Here is a 19,206-nt window from a genome sequence, read left to right on the forward strand (position 1 = left end):
GCACGGCGCTCATGCGCCGACGGGAGTAGCGTCGTTTTCGATGGCTAGCGACATGCTCTGCTATCCGGGCGGCGCCTCTCGTCTCAACTTTGATAGGACCGCCGGCCCCGGTCCTGGCGCCGCGGCCCCCGCCGAATCGTCCGTGCGGGCCGCACGGGCATCCAGCCCGGCTACGACGCTTCGCGCGCATGGGTGGCTGTGGGGCCACCACCAACATGCGGCAGCGAGCCGGGCGATGAGCTCGAGGAGCGCTCGTGACTGATTCCCCGGCGGTTTCACAGGACACCATCAGGACCTACGTGCTCGACACGTCGGTGTTGTTGTCCGATCCGTGGGCCTGCTCCCGCTTCGCCGAACACGAAGTGGTGGTTCCGCTGGTAGTGATCAGTGAGCTGGAGGCCAAGCGCCACCACCACGAACTGGGTTGGTTCGCCCGCCAGGCATTGCGCCTGTTCGACGATCTGCGGGTCCAGCATGGGCGGCTGGATCAGCCCATTCCGGTCGGGACGCAAGGTGGCACGCTGCACGTCGAGCTCAACCACAGCGACCCCAACGTGCTGCCAGCCGGGTTCCGCACCGACACCAACGACTCGCGCATCCTGTGCTGTGCCGCCAACCTCGCGGCTGAGGGCAAGCGAGTCACGTTAGTCAGCAAGGACATTCCGCTGCGCGTCAAGGCGGGTGCGGTGGGCCTGCTCGCCGACGAGTACCACGCGCAAGACGTCGTCGTCTCCGGCTGGACCGGGATGACCGAGATGGAGACCAGCGCCGACGACATCGACGCGCTGTTCGCCGAGGGCGAGGTGGACCTGGAAGCCGCGCGAGACCTACCCTGCCACACCGGTATTCGGCTGCTGGCCGGCAGCTCGCACGCGCTCGGCCGGGTCAACGCACAAAAACGCGTCCAGTTGGTCCGCGGCGACCGCGAGGTATTCGGGCTGCGTGGACGGTCGGCCGAACAGCGGGTGGCCCTGGATCTGCTGCTCGACGAGTCGGTGGGCATCGTGTCGCTGGGCGGCAAGGCCGGCACCGGCAAGTCGGCGCTGGCGCTGTGCGCCGGGCTGGAAGCCGTGCTGGAGCGACGCACGCAGCGCAAGGTGGTCGTGTTCCGCCCGCTCTACGCGGTCGGCGGCCAGGAGCTCGGCTATCTGCCCGGCAGCGAGAGCGAAAAGATGGGCCCCTGGGCGCAGGCGGTCTTCGACACACTGGAAGGTCTGGCCAGCCCCGCGGTGCTCGAAGAGGTGCTGTCCCGCGGCATGCTCGAGGTGTTGCCACTGACGCACATCCGCGGTCGCTCGCTGCACGACTCGTTCGTCATCGTCGACGAAGCGCAGTCACTGGAACGCAACGTGCTGCTGACCGTGCTGTCGCGGTTGGGCGCGGGATCGCGAGTCGTGTTGACGCACGACGTCGCTCAGCGTGACAACCTGCGGGTGGGACGGCACGACGGGGTGGCCGCGGTGGTCGAAAAACTCAAGGGACACCCGCTGTTCGCGCACATCACGCTGCTGCGCAGCGAGCGCTCGCCAATCGCGGCGCTGGTCACCGAGATGCTCGAGGAGATCAGCGGCGCACCGGTGTAACCGCCGCCGGTAAGCTTCGGCCGTGCCGAAACGACCGGATAACCAGGCCTGGCGGTACTGACGCACCGTCGCCGGCGTAGCGGCGGCCGCCGCCATCGTCGCGGTCGGCGCGTTCACCGGGCACGTCCGATTCGCACACGCCAAGGACGTCGTCGACTGCGCTCAGGTCAAATGCGTCGCGTTGACCTTCGACGACGGCCCTACGCCCTACACCGACCGGCTGCTGAGCATCCTGAAGGCCAACAACATCAAGGCCACCTTCTTCGAGATCGGCAACAAGGTGGCGGCAAACCCGGCCGGTGCCAAACGGGTTGTCGACGCGGGTATGGAACTGGGCAACCACACCTGGGAACACCCGACCATGACGACGCTGCCGCCCGACGACGTCCCCGGCCAGTTGGCCCGGGCCAACGACGCGATCGCCACCGCCACCGGTGTGAAGCCGAGTCTCTGGCGGCCGCCGGGCGGGTTGACCAACGCGGCCGTCGACGAGCAGGCCAAAAAGGCCGGCCTTGCCGGAATCCTCTGGGACGTAATCCCTTTCGACTGGATCAATGACTCCAACACCGCAGCCAGCAGGGACGTGCTGATGGCTCAGATCAAGCCTGGTTCGGTGGTGTTGCTACACGACACCTACTCCAGCACGGTCGACCTCGTCGAGCAGTTCATTCCGGTGCTCAAAGCCAACGACTACCACTTCGTCACGGTCAGTCAGCTGCTCGGGCCGCGCGCCCCGGGCAGCGTCTACGGCGGTCGCGAGAACGGGCCACCGGTCAACGACCTGCACGACATACCGCCGTCGGAGATTCCATCGCTGCCGCATACGCCGTCACCGCCACCGATGCCGAACCTCCCGATTACCGATGTGGCAGGCCAGAATTCGGGCGGACCGAACAACGGCAGCTAGCCGTTGCAGGTGATGAAGTTGTTGCGCCTCGGTGAGTGAGACATGATTTTTGAGACGGACTGCTGGGACACGTGGCATGGAAATCGCTTCTTCTAGAAGCGAGTCCGTGCTTGTCGCATATGTCGTCTATTTCGCGACAGCTTTTCTTGGCACCGCTGGCGGTGCCATTGCTGGTTCGAACTACGGCTCCACCAGGACCCGGAATACCCCCTGGGATTTGTCCTGCGCTATCCGGAACGCCTCCACGGCGTCCTCGATTGGGAATCGGTGGGTGATCAGAGTGTGGGCGAGTTCCGGGCGCTCCGCCAAGAGGTCCGCCGCCTCAGCGAAGTCTTTGCGCCGCCCGTGGCTGCAGTAGCCGAGCGAAGGACGTACCGTCACTTCCTTTGAGAACGAGGCGTCCATCGGCCAGACGGTTTCGGGGGCGTACGCGCCGAGGTGGACCACCGTCCCACCCGGCCTCGATAGCTCGACGGCGCGATGCAGCGCGCTCTCGCTGCCGCCGGTCTCGATCACGACGTCGTAGTCGGTGGTTGATACGACCGCTCCGATGCACTCGCGGGCTTCATGCTGGTGGGGGTGGCGTGCCTCGACCGCGACTTCTGGTGCACCCATCTCTTGGGCTGCCGCCGCCGCGAGGATGCCGATCGCTCCCGCCCCGACGATTGCTACACGGGTCTGTGCGTTGACCTCTGCCCGATGACAACTGTGCCAGGCCACGCTGGCCGGTTCCACGAGCGCCGCGTCGGCGACGTTGAGTTCCGACGGGAGGGGCACCAGCACATGGCGTGGCGCTCGAAACCATTCGCTCATGCCTCCCGGGCTGAGCATGCCGGGCGCGGTTGGCAGTCCTGCGGTGCACATGTGGAAAGCACCCTGCTCGCATTGCGCACACTCACCGCAGCCGAAGAAACCCTCGACAGCGACGGCAGTGCCGTCTTCCATTGTCCCCGCGAACTCGTGGCCTGCGATCTGTGTGCTGCCATATTGCAGGTACTTGAAATCCGAAGCGCAGATGCCTGTCGCCACCACACGAATAAGCTCTCCGTCACCCTCTGGATCGTCGACATCGACGACCTCAACCGACGGCGGCGCGTTGCGTACTGCCTTCACCGGATCTCCTCGCCTAGTTGACTCCAACTCGTCATTTTGCCGCGAAATGGATACTCCGATTTCCAGTTTGGAGCCGAACTTCCGCGAGTTGCAGATGTCGTATGTTTCGAGACAAAGTTGGCCGGCGAGCGACCTCCTTCACAGCATTGCCTCGGCCCAGGCGATATGCCCCTCGAGGCCAAGCGTTTTCGCCATGTCGCGGTAGCGATCCCTTAAGTCCGCGTATGCGGCGCGATCGCCATGCGCTCGCGCCACTAGCGCGCGCAGCCGCAGCAGCCAGATGTCACGAACTACGAGACGCTCATCGGCTGGCGCAACCGCTAACCGCTCGATGGCGGCCTCGGCCTCGGCCAGGTCACCGTCGGCGCCGCGATCGAGCAGTGTCTGCGCCAGAACACCCGTCGCAGCAACCCCCCACGCCAGCAATTGGCCCTCGCGGACCAGGTGATCGGTGGCGGCGCGCATCAGCGGTATCGCCTCGTCGAGATCGCCGTGCCAAGCCCTTTCCCGCGCCATGTACACCTCGACGAGCGGTCGATCGCCGAGGTTGTGCGAATCCCGTGCGAACACATTGCTGACCTCGGCCATGAGCGTGAGTCCTTGGTCACGCTCGGCGGCCGTATGGCGGTGCGCAAGTGCAACGCCCAGCGCCATCCTGGCGAATGCCGGCGCCATGTCATTGCCGGCTCGTTCCGCAATTCGTAGCGCATCCTCGATCTCGCGCACCGCGCGGTCGTCGGCGGCCAGCGCGCCATTCGATATTCCCGGGAAGTAACTCAAATCGGCGACCCCGGCGTAGGTCAGGGGGTCGGCACTGCGGGCCATATCCAGGCCGTGGCGCAGATCCTCGCGCCATCCGGTACGTCCCAGGGAATAACGGGCCGTACCCCGCGCCGCCAAGGCCAGAGCTAATGGAGACCCGAAGATGAAATTGCCCTTAAACGGGTCACCGTCGGCCAGGTCGATAACCCGTTGTGACCACCGCAGCACATCGGGCCAGTGACCACATTCGAACTTGGCGTAGAGCGCCGGGAAGGACAGCCCCACCATCAAGGTCGGATCGCCAAGGGACTCGATGAGGGTCATGGCTTCCGATGCCAGCTTCGACGCCTCGCGAATCCGGCCCCGATACGCGTGATCCATCACCAGCCCCCCCATGGCGACCGCCAGCGGCGCCTTGTCGCCGGTAACGGCGCACAGCTGCCGCAACTCGTCGAAGCGGGCACCGGCGTCGTTGGGATGGACCCGATAGGCGGTCCCGCACAACATAGTGCGAGGGGCGATGCGCATGGCTGGCTGGTTCGGGTCGTCGGTGGGCAATGTGTCGGCGATCGTTCGGGCGCGCTCCCAACTGGTTCGTGCTGCGGCCATGTTGCGGCTGGTTGCCCAAGCCCCGGCGCGCAGGTGCCAGCCGTAGGCGGCGTGCAGATCGCCTGCGGCCTCCAAATGTTCGGCGATCAAAGCGGCGTTTTCCTCAGCCGCGGTCGGGTCACGGGATTCGATTGCGGCCGCGACGCGCCGGTGCAGCTCGGCACGATCGGATTTGAGCTGTGAGTCGTAGGCAACCGTCCGGATCAGCGGATGGTGAAACACGTACTCCGGTGCTCCGGTGAACCTCACCTGGTCGACGAGTTCGGCCAGCACAAGATCCTCGACAATGGGCTCAATTCCCAGCGTTTCGAGCAGGGCCGGGTCGAACCGCGAGCCGATGACCGCCGCGGCACTCAAGGTTCGCTTAGCCACCGGGACCAGGCGGTCGATGCGGGCAGCGATAGTCGCCTGCACGGTGACCGGCATGCTGACCTCGGCCACAGCGGCCGTCGAGAGGTAGGCGCTGCGGACGCCGCGAAGCACACCGCGCTCCGCCAGGTCGCGCACCATCTCCTCGGCGAAAAACGGGTTGCCGGCGGCCCTCTCGGCGATCTTGCGGCCCAGCGCGTCAACAGAGGGGTCCTGGCCGAGGAGCTCGGAGACCAGTGCCGCGGTCTCCGAATCGCTCAGCGGCGCAAGGGCGATGCACTGAGCGCCGGGCACCCGGTTCAACACGCCCGGATATTCGGGGCGGTAGGTGATCAACACCACCGCGCGCGTCTGCGCAATTACAGTCATGAAGTGCGCAAGTAGAGATTCGCTGGCCTCGTCGATCCAGTGCCGCGTCCTCAACGACGTAGACGGCCGGGGTTTGGCGTGCCAGCGAGGCCGCATTGACCAGCGCAGTCAACCGGCGCCGCCGGGCGTCCGGATCGATCTTGGGCGGCTTCACCTCGGGGTCGGCGATGCCGAGCAGGTCATCGAAGAGCAATAGGTCTTCAGGGTCGCCATCGGGTACCCGGGCCCGTATCTGGGTGCGGGCGGACGCGGCGTCTAGATCACCCACACGGAAGGCCGCGCGCAGTAGCCGCGCCACGACGTAAAACGGGATATCGCTCGCGTGCGATTCGCAGAAGGCGGCAAAAGAGTCGACACCCCGGGCTGCTGCCATTGCGGCAACCTCACGCACCAGACGGCTCTTGCCGATGCCCGGTGATCCCACCACGCCGACCACGGCGCCGTAGCCATCGATGGCACGGTCGAGAAGGCTTTCGATGGCGCCCATCTCCCACCGTCGACCGACAAGGTTCGACTCGGTGCGGCCACGATCGCGACGCTCTTCGGACATCCCCAACAGCCGGTGGGCGGCGACCGGCGCGTCGGCGCCCTTGATGCGCACCATCTCTGTCTCACCCAGCGCCGTCGCGCCCCCGACGAGCCGTGCCGTGGATGCGCTGAGCATCACCCCGCCCGCCGGCGCGACGGATTCCATCCGCTGCGCAAGGCCTACCTGTTCTCCGATTGCGGCGTAACCCAAAGCCCCCGAACCGACCTCACCGGCAACGACCTCACCGGAGTTCAGTCCCACGCGCACCTGCAGATCCAGACCGTCGCGCTTTTTCACGTCCGCGGCCAGTCGGACGGTTTCATCTTGAATGCCCAGCGCCGCACGGCAGGCGCGAATGGCGTGGTCTTCCAACGCCACCGGCGCACCGAACACTGCCATGATCCCGTCGCCGGTGAACTGTGCGACTGCGGCGCCGTACCGCTGCACCACCTCTATAGCGCGGTTGGCGAGTTCGGTCATGATTTCCCGGAGCCGCTCCGGCCCGACGGTCGCAGCGATGTCCATCGAGTGGACCACATCGGCGAAGAGAACCGTGACCTGCTTGTACTCGGCGTGCGCGTCGCTTGCGTCGACTGGTGCGCCGCACGCGTGGCAAAACCGGGCGCCCGCTAAAGGCTCGGCGCCACACGTCCGGCACGCCGCTCCGGTCGTCATCCGACTCCCCCGCCTATCCCGGCCCCCGGCCTTCACAGAATAGGCCTTCGGACACTGCACGAGGGGCTCTTGGCCAGAGCGTCAGTTAAAAGACCAGGATCCGTGAGCAGCGCTCACTCACGCGTCGCCTATAGACGGATATCGCGCGGCTATTGCCCAGGAAGGTCACCCGATGCGGCGAGGGCCAGCAGCTCACCGCGGCCGATCTGAGTGACCAAGCTGGCGCTGTCAAAGTAGATGCGCTCGTTGGTGATTCGATCGCCGTCGAAGAAGAATACCGCGATGATCGGCACCCGGAACGCCTTGCCGGTCGGCGGCATTCCGTAGAACTCACCGAGATTGGTTCCCAGTAGGTCGAATTCAGTGATCACCGCATCCTCGGTGACGTGGTAGCGCACATTGTCGTGACGCTGATCGGGGAACGCGGTGCGGGTAGTCCGGTAGTAACCCACCACCTCGTCGTCGCCGTCGAAAACCTGGCCGGTGGCCATGATCTCGTAGTGCGGGTGACCGTTGAAGGTGGCCAGAGTGCGATCGAACTCCTTGGTCACCTCGGTGTTCATGTGCTCTTCGATGAGCGCCAGGCGCCGTTGGCGGAGTTCGTCGCTGAGCATGCCTACTCCTCGGTGACGTTGGCCATCGCGAGCACATCCAGGCGACGGTCGAGTTCGGCTTCGGACAGCTTGTCATCGATCAGTCCGCGATCGATGACCGTCTGCCGAATTGTCTTGCGCTCCTTGAGCGCTTGCTTGGCGACCGCGGCCGCCTCTTCGTAGCCGATCGCCGAGTTCAGTGGCGTCACGATCGACGGGGACGACTCGGCCAGCTCCCGCAGGTGCTCGACATGGGCGGTGAGCCCGACGATGCAGCGCTCGGCGAACAGGGTCGAGACATTGGTCAGCAGCTTGAACGACTCGAGCACGTTGCGGGCCATCATCGGGATGTAGACGTTGAGCTCGAACGCGCCCGACAGGCCACCGACGGCGACGGCGGCGTCGTTGCCGATCACCTGAGCGGCCACCTGGGTAACCGCTTCGGGCAGAACGGGATTGACCTTGCCCGGCATGATCGAGCTGCCGGGCTGCAGGTCCGGCAACTGGATCTCGGCCAGACCGGTCAGCGGGCCCGAGCCCATCCAGCGAATGTCGTTGGCGATCTTGGTCAACGACACCGCGATGGTACGCAGCGCGCCGGACGCCTCGACCAGCCCGTCGCGGGCGGCCTGCGCTTCGAAAGAGTTTGCCGCGGTGCGCAGATCGGTCAGGCCGGTCTCGGCGACGAGAACCTGGACCACCTTGGCGCCGAAGCCGTCGGGGGCGTTGAGGCCGGTGCCGACGGCGGTGCCGCCGATCGCCAGCTCGCCCAGCCGGGGCAGCGTCGCGCGGACTCGTTCGATGCCGGCCTCGATCTGACGGGCATAGCCGGAGAACTCCTGGCCCAGGGTCACCGGGACGGCGTCCATCAGGTGGGTGCGGCCCGACTTGACCACGGTGTGCCATTCGCGGGCCTTGCCGGCCAGTGCGTCGTGTAGCACCTGCAGCGCCGGAATCAAATGGCGCACAGCGGCTTCGGTGGCCGCTATGTGGGTTGCGGTCGGAAAGGTGTCGTTGGACGACTGCGACATGTTGACGTCGTCATTGGGATGAACGGTGACGCCATTGGCGCCGGCGATGCTCGAGATCACCTCGTTGGTGTTCATGTTGGAGCTGGTCCCAGACCCGGTCTGGAAGACGTCGATCGGGAATTGGTCGTCGTGCTTGCCGTCGGCGATTTCGGCAGCGGCGGCGATAATCGCATCGGCCTTGTCGGCTGCCAGCAACCCGAGATCCTTGTTGACCTGGGCGCAGGCACCCTTCAACAGGCCCAGGGCGCGGATCTGGGTGCGTTCCAGGCCGCGGCCGGAGATCGGGAAATTCTCCACGGCGCGCTGAGTCTGGGCCCGCCACAACGCTTTTGCAGGCACCCGGACTTCGCCCATGGTGTCGTGTTCGATGCGGTATTCGGTGTCTGCCATCGGGCAACGTCCTTATTAGGTAGGGGTCTTGCTGGGTAGTGGTTACGGCAATGGGTATGCGGCGTTGCTGTCGCCGGTGAAGTCGATCGCGGAGTATTCGTTGAGCTTGGCCAGCCGGTGGAAGCCCTCGACCATCCGCAGCGTGCCGGACTTCGAGCGCATCACGATCGACTGGGTGGTGCAGCCGCCGGGTTCGTAGCGCACACCCTTGAGCAGGTCGCCGTCGGTGACGCCGGTGGCGCAGAAGAAGACGTTCTCGCCGGACACCAGATCCCCGGTGGTCAGCACCTGGTCGAGGTCGTAGCCGGCGTCGAGCGCTTTCTGCCGCTCGGCATCGTCCGTGGGTGCCAGCTGCGCCTGGATCTCGCCGCCCATGCAGCGCAGCGCCGCGGCGGTGATGATGCCTTCCGGTGTGCCGCCGATCCCGGCCAGCATGTCGGTGCCCGAACCGGGGCGGCAGGCAGCAATCGCGCCGGCCACGTCGCCGTCGGTGATCAGCCGGATCCGTGCGCCGGTGGCTCGCACGTCGTCAATCAGCTGGGCATGCCGCGGCCGGTCCAGGATGACGACCGTCATGTCCGGTACTGACAATCCCTTGACCTTGGCGACCGCGCGGATGTTGTCGGCGATCGGCGCGGTGATGTCGAGGACGTGGGCGGCGTCGGGTCCCACGGCGATCTTGTTCATGTAGAACACCGCCGACGGGTCGAACATCGAGCCGCGGTCGGCCACCGCGAGCACCGAGATGGCATTGGGCATGCCCTTGCTCATCAGCGTGGTGCCGTCGATCGGGTCCACGGCGAAATCGCATTCCGGGCCGTCGCCGTTGCCGACGTGTTCGCCGTTGTAGAGCATCGGCGCTTCGTCCTTCTCGCCTTCGCCGATCACGACGACGCCGCGCATGGACACCGAGTTCACCAGTTGCCGGATGGCGTCGACGGCCGCGCCGTCGCCCCCTTCTTTGTCGCCGCGGCCCACCCAGCGGCCGGCGGCCATGGCGCCGGCTTCGGTGACCCGGACGAGCTCAAGGGCGAGGTTGCGGTCCGGGGCTTCACGACGAGAACCTGCGCTCATGGTTGCCGATTGTCCCAGAAGCGGGTTGCCGCTCGGGAGCTGGGATACTCGTGCTGTGACGACGCAGCCAGAGCCGACGGCCAAACCGGCCAAGCCCCGGCTGCTGCAGGACGGCCGGGACATGTTCTGGTCGATTGCGCCGCTGGTGGTGGCCTGCATGGTCCTGGCGGGCATCGTCGGGATGTGCTCGTTTTCCCCGGGCGGAATCAACCGCGGACCGGTGCCGCCCTACGACGCGACCAGCGCACTGAAGGCCGATGCGCTGACGCTCGGGTTCCCGGTCCGGCTGCCGCGACTGCCGCAGGGCTGGCAGCCGAATTCCGGCGGCCGCGGGGGTGTCCCCGACGGCAGAACCGATCCGTCGACCCACCAGAAACTGCACGCGGTCACCTCGACCATCGGGTACATCAGCCCCGGCGGAATGTATGTGAGCCTCACCCAGAGCAACGCCGACGAGGCCAAGCTGGTCGGCTCGATCCACCCGTCGATGTATCCCAGCGGAACCGTCGACGTGGACGGCAACCGATGGATCACCTATCAAGGCGACGGCGGCGTGGAGCCGGTGTGGACGACACGACTGAACAGCACGGCCGGTCCCGCCCAGATCGCGATCACCGGCGCCGGCAGCGCCGACGACTTCCGTACGCTGGCGGCGGCCATTCAAACGCAGCCACCCCTACCGGCACACAGGTAAGAGAAGGGACCCTTCATGAGCGCACCGGTTGCTGATCTCACCGGCTGGTCAGTCGCGCCGTTCACCGGAGGCGGGTACACCCACGACGTCTACCGCAAGGGCGACGGACCCGGCGTGGTGCTGATCCCCGAGATACCGGGCATCCACCCGGGTGTGCTGGGGCTGGGAAATCACTTGGTGGACAACCATTTCACCGTAGCGATCCCGTCGCTGTTCGGCGAGCCCGGCCGCGGCAAGGACCCCGGCTACGTCATCTCGACGATCGCCCGGGCTTGTGTGGCAAGGGAATTCGCGGCTTTGGCGACTAACAAGCAGCGGCCGGTGTCGGTGTTCTTGCGGGCGTTGGCCCGCGACCTGAACAAGGAGACGCCGGGCAAGGGCGTCGGTGTGATCGGGGAATGCTTCACCGGTGGCTTCGCGTTGGCCGCCGCGGTCGACGACAGTGTGCTTGCGCCGGTGCTCAGCCAGCCGTCGGTGCCCTTTCCGCTCACGCCGCGGCAGCGCCGGGATGCCGGGGTCAGCGATCTGGAGTTGAACGCGTTCAAAGACCGGGCCACCAACGAAGGGTTGTGTGCGATCGGCCTGCGCTTCAGTGAGGACAGGATGGCACCCGGCGAGCGGTTCAAGACGCTCAAGGACCGGCTCGGCGATGCGTTCGAGGTGATCGAAATCGACTCGCGCCCAGGCAATGAGCACGGCTTCTCCCGGATGGCGCACTCGGTACTGACCGACGAGGTGCGTGAGGTCGACGGCCAGCCGGCCTACGAGGCCCGCAAGCGTGTCGTCGAGTTCTTCAACGAGCGGCTGCGTTAGCGGCCTGCCGCTTGCGCTGGTCGGCGATGAACCGAATCGACATGCGCTGCAACAGACCCGGCGCCAGCCGGGCGAACACCCAGGACGCATACGCCTGCTTGGGCTTCACCAGCAACGCCTTGTTGCGGCCGATCGCCTTCAACGTGTCGCGGGCCAGCCGGTCGGCGCTGTAGGCGTTCTTCATGCCCTGCCCACGCAGGTAGTAGTCACGGCCGACGAAACCGCCGATTGCGCCCTTGTCCAGAATCGGCGTCTCGACCGCGCTCGGGCACACCGCGAGCACGCCGACACCGCGGGGAACGGCCTCGGAGCGCAGCGCCAGCGACAGCCCCACGATCGCGTGTTTGGTCATCACGTAACTGGTGATCTGGCCGGCCGCGGTCAGCCCGGCCATCGACGCGGTGTTGACGATGTAGCCGTGGCCCTGCCGCAGCATCACCGGGTAGGCGGCGGTAACCCCGTGCACGACGCCGCGGATGTTGACGTCGATGATGGCGTTCCACTGGTCCAGCGTCAGCAGTTCGGTGTCACCGCCCCAGGCGATTCCGGCATTGTTGAACATCAGGTCGAGTCGTCCGGCGCGGGCGACGACGGCGTCGACGGCGGCCTGGACCGCGGTCGGGTCGGTGACGTCGAGGGTGGCCGATGTCGCGGTGCCGGGGCCACCCAGGCTCTCGGCGGTGCCGGCCGCGGCGTCGCCGTCGACATCGGTGCACACCACGTCGGCTCCCGCGGCGACCAGGGCCCGGCACAGCGCGGCGCCGATGCCCGAACCGGCGCCGGTGACGATCGCCTGCTTTCCGGCGAAATTCATTGCGCCGCCAGTTTCATGACGTGGCTCATCAGGTCGGGGTATCGCTTCATGTGGGCACCGCCGTTGAGGTCGAGCACCTCACCGGTCAGCCACGGCGCCTTAGAGAGGAACACCACGGCGTCGGCGATGTCCTCGGGAGTGCCGGCTCGGCCCAGCGGGGTGTTCTCCACGTATTCGTCGACTACGCCGGGGATGAGGGTGGCCGGCTCGGTGAGCGGAGTATGCACGAATCCGGGGGCGACGGCGTTGACCCGAATGCCTTGCGGCGCAAGCTCGAGCGCGGCGACCTCGGTCAGCATCGACAGCCCGGCCTTTGCAGGGCTGTGCGCGTTCTACGCATTCGGTGTGCCTTTGGCCCAAGCCCAGGCCGCTAGACGCCACTCGGTGTCGACCTTGCGAAGCGCCACCGTGAAGAGTGAACCGGTTTGCGTGACCGGGTTCCCCCGAAGGTTGAACGTCATGGTTGCGGGAACAACGACATACCCGTAATCGCCGGTGAGATCAACATGCCGTGGCTCGCCGAGAGCGATGTTATAGCCGGACGCCCCCAGGTGCTCGCCCTCGGCAAGCACGTCCTTCCACCAGTCTTCGGCGGCTGTCGGCCCCTGCCATACATGCGGCGACATTCCGTCAAGAATCTGCATCGGGTCAGCACATGCCGCCGCCATCGCCTTCGCGTCACCGTTGTTGAAGGCATCGACGTACTGACACACCGCCGTCATCGGATCGTTCGAGGTAGGCATAATCAGATCGTCCACTCTCCCTGGTGCCAGTGCCATTGTTCTGGGGCGCGCGATCCCAGGTGTGCTATTTCTCGCATCCCGCCTTGGCCGCCCAGTAGGCGCTCATCGCCGCGGCGGGCTGGCGGCCGTTCAGCGAGCTGATCGACACCAGCGCACCGCCTTTGCGCAGCCGCGGTGCGGCGTGCTTGATCACCGGGAACGCGCCGGTCAGGCAGACGTCGACGACCGAGCGAAAGTCTTCGGCGGCCAGTTCGGTGATCAGCCCGCGCGCGCTGTAGCCGGCGGTGTTGACGACGACGTCGAGCGCGCCCGCCTGGTCGAACAGCGCCCCGTACCGAGTCTTCGTCGGTGACTTCGACTGTCGCTGCGGTGTGCGGATCACCGAGTTCGGTTGCGACGGAACGTGCTCCGTCGCCGTTGCGGTCGGCGACGGTCACCCGGCAGCCGTCGGCGGCCAGTGCATGGGCCACCGCCTTGCCGATACCCGAGGCGCCGCCGACCACGACGGCGGTGCGGTTGGTCATTGGTGTTCCTCCCCCTCGTCGCTGCGCGACTGGAGGTGCCCCCGGTCGGGTCGTGGGTCATTCCACTTGGCGGCGATCACGCGCCACGGGTCGGCGAAGTGGCCGGGGTAGCGGTGATACGGCGAGCGACGTTTCAGCAGAGCGTGGGCCAGGGGAGCGCCCAGCCGCGCCGGGTGGCGGCGCCAGCCCATTCGCTCTGCGGTTTCGGCCAGCAGCTGTGGCCATGAAATCCGTTGAAAATTCAGGGCTTCCGCCGACCGCGTGGTGTCCATCCAGTCGGTCCCGAACCAGTCGGCGTCGCGGTCCGGGTCGCCCTTCCGTCCGGTCGGTATTCCGCCGAGCAGACCCATCGCGGCCGCGGTCGACGGGGCGATGTCGCCCTGGACCAGCCGGTGTGACTCGTCGCCGCCGATCAACAGCGTCTCGCCGATCACCGGCGCGGTCGTCGCGGCGACGAAGGCGTGCGCGACATCGCGCACGTCGACGGTCTGGATACGGCCGTCGATGGGCAGCGACGCCTCGAAGTAGATGGTGTCCAGGTCGAGGTCGAACCGCGGCTCGGCGGTGAGCACGCCACCGAGTCGCAGCACCACAAAGTCCAGTCCGGAAGCGCGCACCAGCCTCTCGGCTTCCACCTTGTGGGCGCCGTAGATGTCAGAGGGTCGCAGCGGGGTGTCCGTGGTGAGCACGTCGCTGACGCGGTGCGGGTTGCGGGCGCCGTAGGCGGCGACGCTGGACGCCTGGACGAATCGCGGCGGCGCCGGCAGCGCCGCAGCGGCCTCGACCAGGTACCCGGTCGCGTCGACGTTGACCCGACGGGCCAGCGCCGGCCGGGCGTAGCAGACCGGCGGGATGATCGCGGCCAGGTGGATGATCGCCGTCGGCGAGACGGCCCGCAGCAGCTCGTTTACCGCGTCGGGGTCGGTGAGATCGGCCCAGCGGACCTAGGTGGACGGCATCAGCGCCGCCGCCTTGCGGTTGGCCGGCACGTCAAGATCGGTGGCGACGACATGGCGACCGTCGACTGCCAGCTGTCGCACGGTTTCCGAGCCGACCAGCCCGAAAGCCCCGGTGACCAGCACAGTCTCGCTCATGGCGCATTACGCTACACGCCGGATCGGAATATGTCGGAAGCTGTGCGTTCGCGGGGTGCATAGCAGCATGAGTGGCAGGCTGGTCACGCAAAGGGGTGGGTGCCGGGCTTGCGGCGGAAGGCCTCAGCGCGGATCGAGCAAGCCACACCCGCCGACCGGTCCGCCTCTACCGCTGAGTTTGTGGCTCTGGCGATAGACGCCTTGGTAGCGGCCGAAAAGTTTATCCTTTGCGGATCGGGGTGACGGATCGGCGGCGGAGCGGATGACGACGGCAACCATGTGCCGAACGTGCGGCACTGAACCACTGGAGAATGCGCGGTTCTGCCACTCCTGCGGTTCACCGATCAGTTCGGCGACCAGGCCTGCCGAGTACAAACAGGTGACGGTGCTGTTTGCCGACGTGGTGCATTCGATGGACATCGCCTCGGCGGTCGGGGCCGAACGGTTGCGCGAGATCATGAGCGAACTGTTCAACCGTTGCAGTGGAATGGTGCAGCGGTACGGCGGGACCGTGGACAAGTTCACCGGCGATGGCATCATGGCGCTGTTCGGTGCGCCGATGGCGTTGGAGGACCATGCTTTTCGCGCATGTCTGGCAGCGTTGGATATACAGCAGCAAGCCATTGAGCTGGCTGTCGAGGTGCACCGTCAGGATCGCATTGACTTCCAGCTTCGGGTTGGACTCAACTCCGGCCAAGTGATTGCCGGTGAAATCGACTCGAACCCGACGAGCTACACCGCTATTGGTGAGCAGGTCGGGATGGCGCAACGCATGGAGTCCGTCGCGCCGCCGGGAGGCGTCATGCTCAGCGAATCCACCGCTCGGCTGGTCGAAGACGTTGCCACGTTGGGCGAGCCGGAGCTGATGCATATCAAGGGCGCCGCCGAGGCGGTGCGGGCACGTCGGCTACTGGCTGCATCGTCAGATCGTCGGCACGCCGGCCGGCAGGACCCGTCATTGGTAGGCCGCAGCTGGGAGATGGGCGCCCTCACCGGCATGCTGGATGCGGCAATCGACGGCACAGGGTGCGTTGTGGGTTTGGTCGGACCACCCGGCATTGGCAAGAGTCGCATTGTTCGCGAGATCACCAGGCTCGCGCAGCGACGTGACGTCGAGGTGTTCGCCGCATATTGTGAGTCGCACGCGAGCGAAATACCGTTTCACACGGTGACATCGCTGCTTCGCACGGCATTGGGAGCGGTGGGCCTCGGCGACGAAGCGGCACGCGCACGTGTCCGCGAGCGTGCGCCCGATGCCGATCCAGAGGATCTCCTGATACTCGATGACCTACTCGGGATCGGAGATAGCAGTGTTGAACTGGCGGCAATCAATCCCGCTGCCCGGCTCCGGCGACTGACTCGTTTGGTCAACACCATCTCGCTGGCGCGCACTACGCCTGCGGTCTACGTCGTTGAGGATGTTCATTGGATCGACGAGGTCAGCGACTCACTGCTGGCGGACTTTGTCGCCGTAGCTCCGCAAACCCGTTCGCTGGTGTTGATGACTTACCGCCCGGAGTACCGCGGCGCACTGACTCGTGCGCCACACTCGCAGACGATCACGTTTGCGCCACTGAACGCTGCACTTTCGGCCAACCTGGCAACCGAGCTAATCGGTTCGCACCCGTCCGTAACGACAATTTCCATGCAGGTCGCGGAGCGGGCTGCGGGAAATCCCTTTTTCGCCGAGGAGATGGTGCGCGACCTTGCCGAACGCGGTGTGCTGACGGGCGGGCGTGGTAAGTACGTATGCGGCAGCGATTATGCCGACACGGCTGTGCCTGCTACCTTGCATGCCACTATCGCCGCTCGCATCGATCGACTTAGCCCTGCGACCAAACAGACCTTGAACGCCGCGGCGGTTATCGGACTGCGATTCACCGCCGAACAATTGACCTTATTCGATGGCGACGCCGAGATGGGCAAGCTGATCGACGCCGAACTTGTCGACCAGGTGCGGTTCATTCCGTATGCCGAGTATGCGTTCCACCACCCGCTGATTCGCACTGTGGCCTACGAATCCCAACTGAAATCGAACCGCGCTGAGTTGCATCGGCGCGTGGCCGTGGCGATCCAACAGAACCATCCTTCGGCCGATGAGAACTCGGCGCTGATCGCCGAACATTTCGAGGCTGCCGAGGATCTACCAGCGGCGTTCGAATGGCACATGCGCGCCGGGACATGGGCACACAACCGCGACATCGGTGCCGCGCGGGTCAGTTGGGAGCGCGCACGAGCGGTCGCCGACCGGTTGCCTATCGACGACCCGGAACGGACTTCGATGCGCATCGCACCTCGTACTCTGCTGTGCAGCAGCACATTCCGGATCGGTGGAGCCGTTACCGATACCGGCTTCGACGAACTGCGTGACCTCTGTACCGCCGCCGGCGATAAGGTGTCGTTGGCGATCGGGATGGCAGGTCTGCTTACAACGTTGGCTTTTCACAACAAGTTCCATGAGTCTTCGAGTGTCTCGTCGGACTGCACTCGGCTGCTCGAGTCGATCGGTGATCCGATGCTGATTCTTGGACTTTCCATCGCGCCAAGCAATGTCAAGTTTCAAGCAGGCGAGGCGATTGAAGGTTTGCGCTTGGCGCAACGAGTCATCGACCTGGCCGAAGGTGATCCCACCAAAGGCGATCTTGTCATCGGATCACCCTTGGCGATGGCAATCGCGTTGCGAGGCTCCAGCCGGTATTGTCTTGGGCTCCCAGGCTGGAAGGAAGACCTCAACCAGGCGGTCGCGATGGCCCGAACCGTCGACACGACTTCACACATCGCTACCGTGTTGTGTAAGTACGGCTTCGGCGTCCAGGTCGGGGCAGTGCAGCCAGACGCTGTGGCTGACCGGGACACCGCCGAAGCGCTGGAGATCGCGGAGAGTTCTGGTGACGACTTTGCGGTGGATAGCGCGCGGGTGAGTCGCGGCCTCGTCCTCATCCATCAGGGCGATTCGCAACGCGCAGCTGGCCTGGCGCTGATCGCCCGGTATCGTGAGGCCAGCCTGCGACACGGGTATGCACAGAGTGCCGTACGGTTTGCCGACGTTGAGATCGCCAGGGAGAAAGCGAGAGTCGGCGATGTTGATGGTGCCATCGCGCTGGCGCGTGCAGTCGTCACCCATCTGTTCGACGCGGGTGAAATGATTACCCGCGCGGCGGCGACCACCGTATTGGTGGAATCGCTGCTGCAGCGCGGCAGCACCGGCGATGTTACCGACGCGCAAGCCGCCATCGATCAGTTGGCGGCCGTGCCGACCGACCCAGGGTTTGTGTTATTCGAGATTCCGCTGCTGCGGCTGCGGGCGCTGATGGCACGTGCGAATGGCGACGAAGTCGGCTACCGCGAGTTCGCGGATTGCTACCGGAAGCGGGCAAATGATGTTGGTTACGAAGGCCATATCGCGCTGGCCGAAGAGATGCCCAAAGCCCGCTGACGGCTACCCCGACGGTGTCGCGGCCACGACGGACGCTACTTGCGGCGTGGCCGCTGCCTTGACCTGTTCGAACAAATCGATGTAGTAGGGCAGGCAGTCGGCCATGGCCTGCTCGGTGGTGAACAGCGGGCGGTAACCAAGGTCGCGTTCCGCCTTTGCGACCGAGAAGTAGTTGTCGAGGTAAAGCCGTTCCACCGCAAGGGGTTCCAACGGTGGCTGCGGTAAGCTCAACCGGAAATGCAGCCGCTGCCAGATCGACATCACGTCACGCACAATCCGGCCCGATACTCGTGCGCGCGGCCAGCGTACGCCGCACTCCTCCACGATTGGGCGCGCGAACTCGAACATGTTGATCGGTTCGCCGTCGTTGATGAAGTACGCCTGACCGGGGGCCGTCCCGCCCGGCACCAGGTGCTCGGCCGCCAGAATGAATCCGTGAATCAGGTTGTGTACGTAGGAGTTATCCAGCCGAGCGTTCTTGCGGCCGACCAGCACCTTGACGTGTCCGGCGACCACGCTTTCGAACAGCTTGCGGAACATTGTCTGATCGCCGCGGCCCCAGATACCGCTGGGCCGGATCGAGCAGGTCAGCAACCCGTCAATGCCGTTCTGGGACAGCACAAATCGTTCCGCGACCACTTTGGTCTCGGTGTAGAGGTCGTTGAACCGCTCGGTGTAGGGCAACGTCTCGTCGCCGCCGGCTATCGGCTTGCCGCCCATCACCACGCTGTTGGACGCCGTGTAGACGAACCGCTTTACCCCGGCGGCCTGTGCGGCGTGCACCAGGTTCTTGGTTCCCTCGACGTTGACGGCGAAGCTGCGCCGCCGATACTCCTCGGTCACCGACGCGCCGCCCATCAGCTCGATCAGCGCCGCGGTGTGGAAGATGGTGTCGATCCCGGCAACCGCGCCGGCCACGATGTCCCGGTCGCAGATGTCACCCTGCAGCACCTCCAGGCCGGGCTGGGCGCGCAGTGGTGAGGGCGCCCGGTCGAAGGAGCGCACCGAATAGCCCTGGTCGAGCAGGGTGGTCACCAGGTTGGCGCCGACGAAGCCCGAGCCGCCGGTGACGAGCACGCGGCCC

At 65.8% G+C, this 19,206-nt stretch carries 12 protein-coding genes and 4 pseudogenes; 5 read left to right on the top strand and 11 right to left on the bottom strand.

Annotation, left to right across the window (positions count from 1 at the left end):
- Window positions 1–287: 287 nt before the first annotated feature.
- Window positions 288–1,583, top strand: a complete 1,296-nt coding sequence (locus WAO18_RS15375; protein WP_422207130.1) for a PhoH family protein — start codon at window positions 288–290, stop codon at window positions 1,581–1,583.
- Between the two features lie 94 nt (window positions 1,584–1,677).
- Window positions 1,678–2,490: a polysaccharide deacetylase family protein gene (locus WAO18_RS15380; RefSeq protein WP_422207131.1), complete on the top strand. Its 813-nt coding sequence runs from the start codon at window positions 1,678–1,680 to the stop codon at window positions 2,488–2,490.
- 180 nt (window positions 2,491–2,670) lie between these two features.
- Here WAO18_RS15380 and WAO18_RS15385 read toward each other — a convergent pair whose 3' ends face one another.
- The 5 genes and pseudogenes from WAO18_RS15385 to glpX form a co-directional block, all read right to left on the bottom strand.
- Window positions 2,671–3,603 (bottom strand): zinc-dependent alcohol dehydrogenase, encoded by a 933-nt coding sequence (locus tag WAO18_RS15385; protein ID WP_422207120.1) that lies wholly within the window; start codon window positions 3,601–3,603, stop codon window positions 2,671–2,673.
- A 138-nt stretch (window positions 3,604–3,741) separates the two neighbouring features.
- Window positions 3,742–6,916 (bottom strand): annotated as a pseudogene (locus WAO18_RS15390) (ATP-binding protein).
- A 149-nt stretch (window positions 6,917–7,065) separates the two neighbouring features.
- Window positions 7,066–7,530, bottom strand: coding sequence for an ester cyclase (locus tag WAO18_RS15395; RefSeq protein ID WP_422207121.1), 465 nt, complete (start codon window positions 7,528–7,530; stop codon window positions 7,066–7,068).
- A gap of 2 nt (window positions 7,531–7,532) precedes the next feature.
- Window positions 7,533–8,930: a class II fumarate hydratase gene (locus tag WAO18_RS15400; RefSeq protein WP_422207122.1), complete on the bottom strand. Its 1,398-nt coding sequence runs from the start codon at window positions 8,928–8,930 to the stop codon at window positions 7,533–7,535.
- Window positions 8,931–8,972: 42 nt separating this feature from the next.
- Window positions 8,973–10,004 carry a class II fructose-bisphosphatase gene (glpX, locus tag WAO18_RS15405; RefSeq protein WP_422207123.1) on the bottom strand — a complete coding sequence of 344 codons (1,032 nt, stop codon included), beginning with the start codon at window positions 10,002–10,004 and terminating at the stop codon, window positions 8,973–8,975.
- A 55-nt stretch (window positions 10,005–10,059) separates the two neighbouring features.
- On the opposite strand from glpX, the gene WAO18_RS15410 reads away from it, so the two are divergent.
- Together WAO18_RS15410 and WAO18_RS15415 are read left to right on the top strand one after the other, a co-directional pair.
- Entirely contained in the window at window positions 10,060–10,698 is a 639-nt protein-coding gene (locus WAO18_RS15410) for a DUF4245 domain-containing protein (protein WP_422207124.1), read from the top strand.
- Window positions 10,699–10,713: 15 nt separating this feature from the next.
- Window positions 10,714–11,511, top strand: a complete 798-nt coding sequence (locus WAO18_RS15415) for a dienelactone hydrolase family protein (RefSeq protein ID WP_422207125.1) — start codon at window positions 10,714–10,716, stop codon at window positions 11,509–11,511.
- On the opposite strand, the gene WAO18_RS15420 is transcribed toward WAO18_RS15415, so the two are convergent.
- The 5 genes and pseudogenes from WAO18_RS15420 to WAO18_RS15440 form a co-directional block, all read right to left on the bottom strand.
- Complete coding sequence (locus WAO18_RS15420) at window positions 11,492–12,325, bottom strand: SDR family NAD(P)-dependent oxidoreductase (RefSeq protein ID WP_422207126.1); 834 nt, start codon at window positions 12,323–12,325, stop codon at window positions 11,492–11,494. The genes WAO18_RS15415 and WAO18_RS15420 overlap by 20 nt on opposite strands.
- A pseudogene (locus WAO18_RS15425) lies at window positions 12,322–12,657 on the bottom strand (SDR family NAD(P)-dependent oxidoreductase); the annotation flags it as partial. The pseudogene WAO18_RS15425 and the gene WAO18_RS15420, both read right to left, overlap by 4 nt.
- Window positions 12,658–13,068, bottom strand: coding sequence for a nuclear transport factor 2 family protein (locus WAO18_RS15430; protein WP_422207127.1), 411 nt, complete (start codon window positions 13,066–13,068; stop codon window positions 12,658–12,660).
- A 76-nt stretch (window positions 13,069–13,144) separates the two neighbouring features.
- A pseudogene (locus tag WAO18_RS15435) lies at window positions 13,145–13,592 on the bottom strand (SDR family NAD(P)-dependent oxidoreductase); the annotation flags it as partial.
- Window positions 13,589–14,686 (bottom strand): annotated as a pseudogene (locus WAO18_RS15440) (NAD-dependent epimerase/dehydratase family protein). The pseudogenes WAO18_RS15440 and WAO18_RS15435, both read right to left, overlap by 4 nt.
- Before the next feature lie 262 nt (window positions 14,687–14,948).
- On the opposite strand from WAO18_RS15440, the gene WAO18_RS15445 reads away from it, so the two are divergent.
- Window positions 14,949–18,122, top strand: a complete 3,174-nt coding sequence (locus WAO18_RS15445; RefSeq protein ID WP_422207128.1) for an ATP-binding protein — start codon at window positions 14,949–14,951, stop codon at window positions 18,120–18,122.
- 3 nt (window positions 18,123–18,125) lie between these two features.
- Here WAO18_RS15445 and WAO18_RS15450 read toward each other — a convergent pair.
- Window positions 18,126–19,206 (bottom strand): 3-beta-hydroxysteroid dehydrogenase (locus tag WAO18_RS15450; RefSeq protein ID WP_422207129.1); only part of this gene is annotated, 1,081 nt, incomplete at its 5' end.

The organism is Mycobacterium sp. (genome assembly GCF_049278535.1).
Lineage (GTDB): Bacteria > Actinomycetota > Actinomycetes > Mycobacteriales > Mycobacteriaceae > Mycobacterium.

Coding starts and splice junctions, on each gene's coding strand:
- WAO18_RS15395 (WP_422207121.1), bottom strand. CDS start 7,530: ATGCTCAGCGACGAACTCCGCCAACGGCGCCTGGCGCTCATCGAAGAG.
- WAO18_RS15400 (WP_422207122.1), bottom strand. CDS start 8,930: ATGGCAGACACCGAATACCGCATCGAACACGACACCATGGGCGAAGTC.
- glpX (WP_422207123.1), bottom strand. CDS start 10,004: ATGAGCGCAGGTTCTCGTCGTGAAGCCCCGGACCGCAACCTCGCCCTT.
- WAO18_RS15415 (WP_422207125.1), top strand. CDS start 10,714: ATGAGCGCACCGGTTGCTGATCTCACCGGCTGGTCAGTCGCGCCGTTC.
- WAO18_RS15420 (WP_422207126.1), bottom strand. CDS start 12,325: ATGAATTTCGCCGGAAAGCAGGCGATCGTCACCGGCGCCGGTTCGGGC.
- WAO18_RS15430 (WP_422207127.1), bottom strand. CDS start 13,068: ATGCCTACCTCGAACGATCCGATGACGGCGGTGTGTCAGTACGTCGAT.
- WAO18_RS15445 (WP_422207128.1), top strand. CDS start 14,949: ATGACGACGGCAACCATGTGCCGAACGTGCGGCACTGAACCACTGGAG.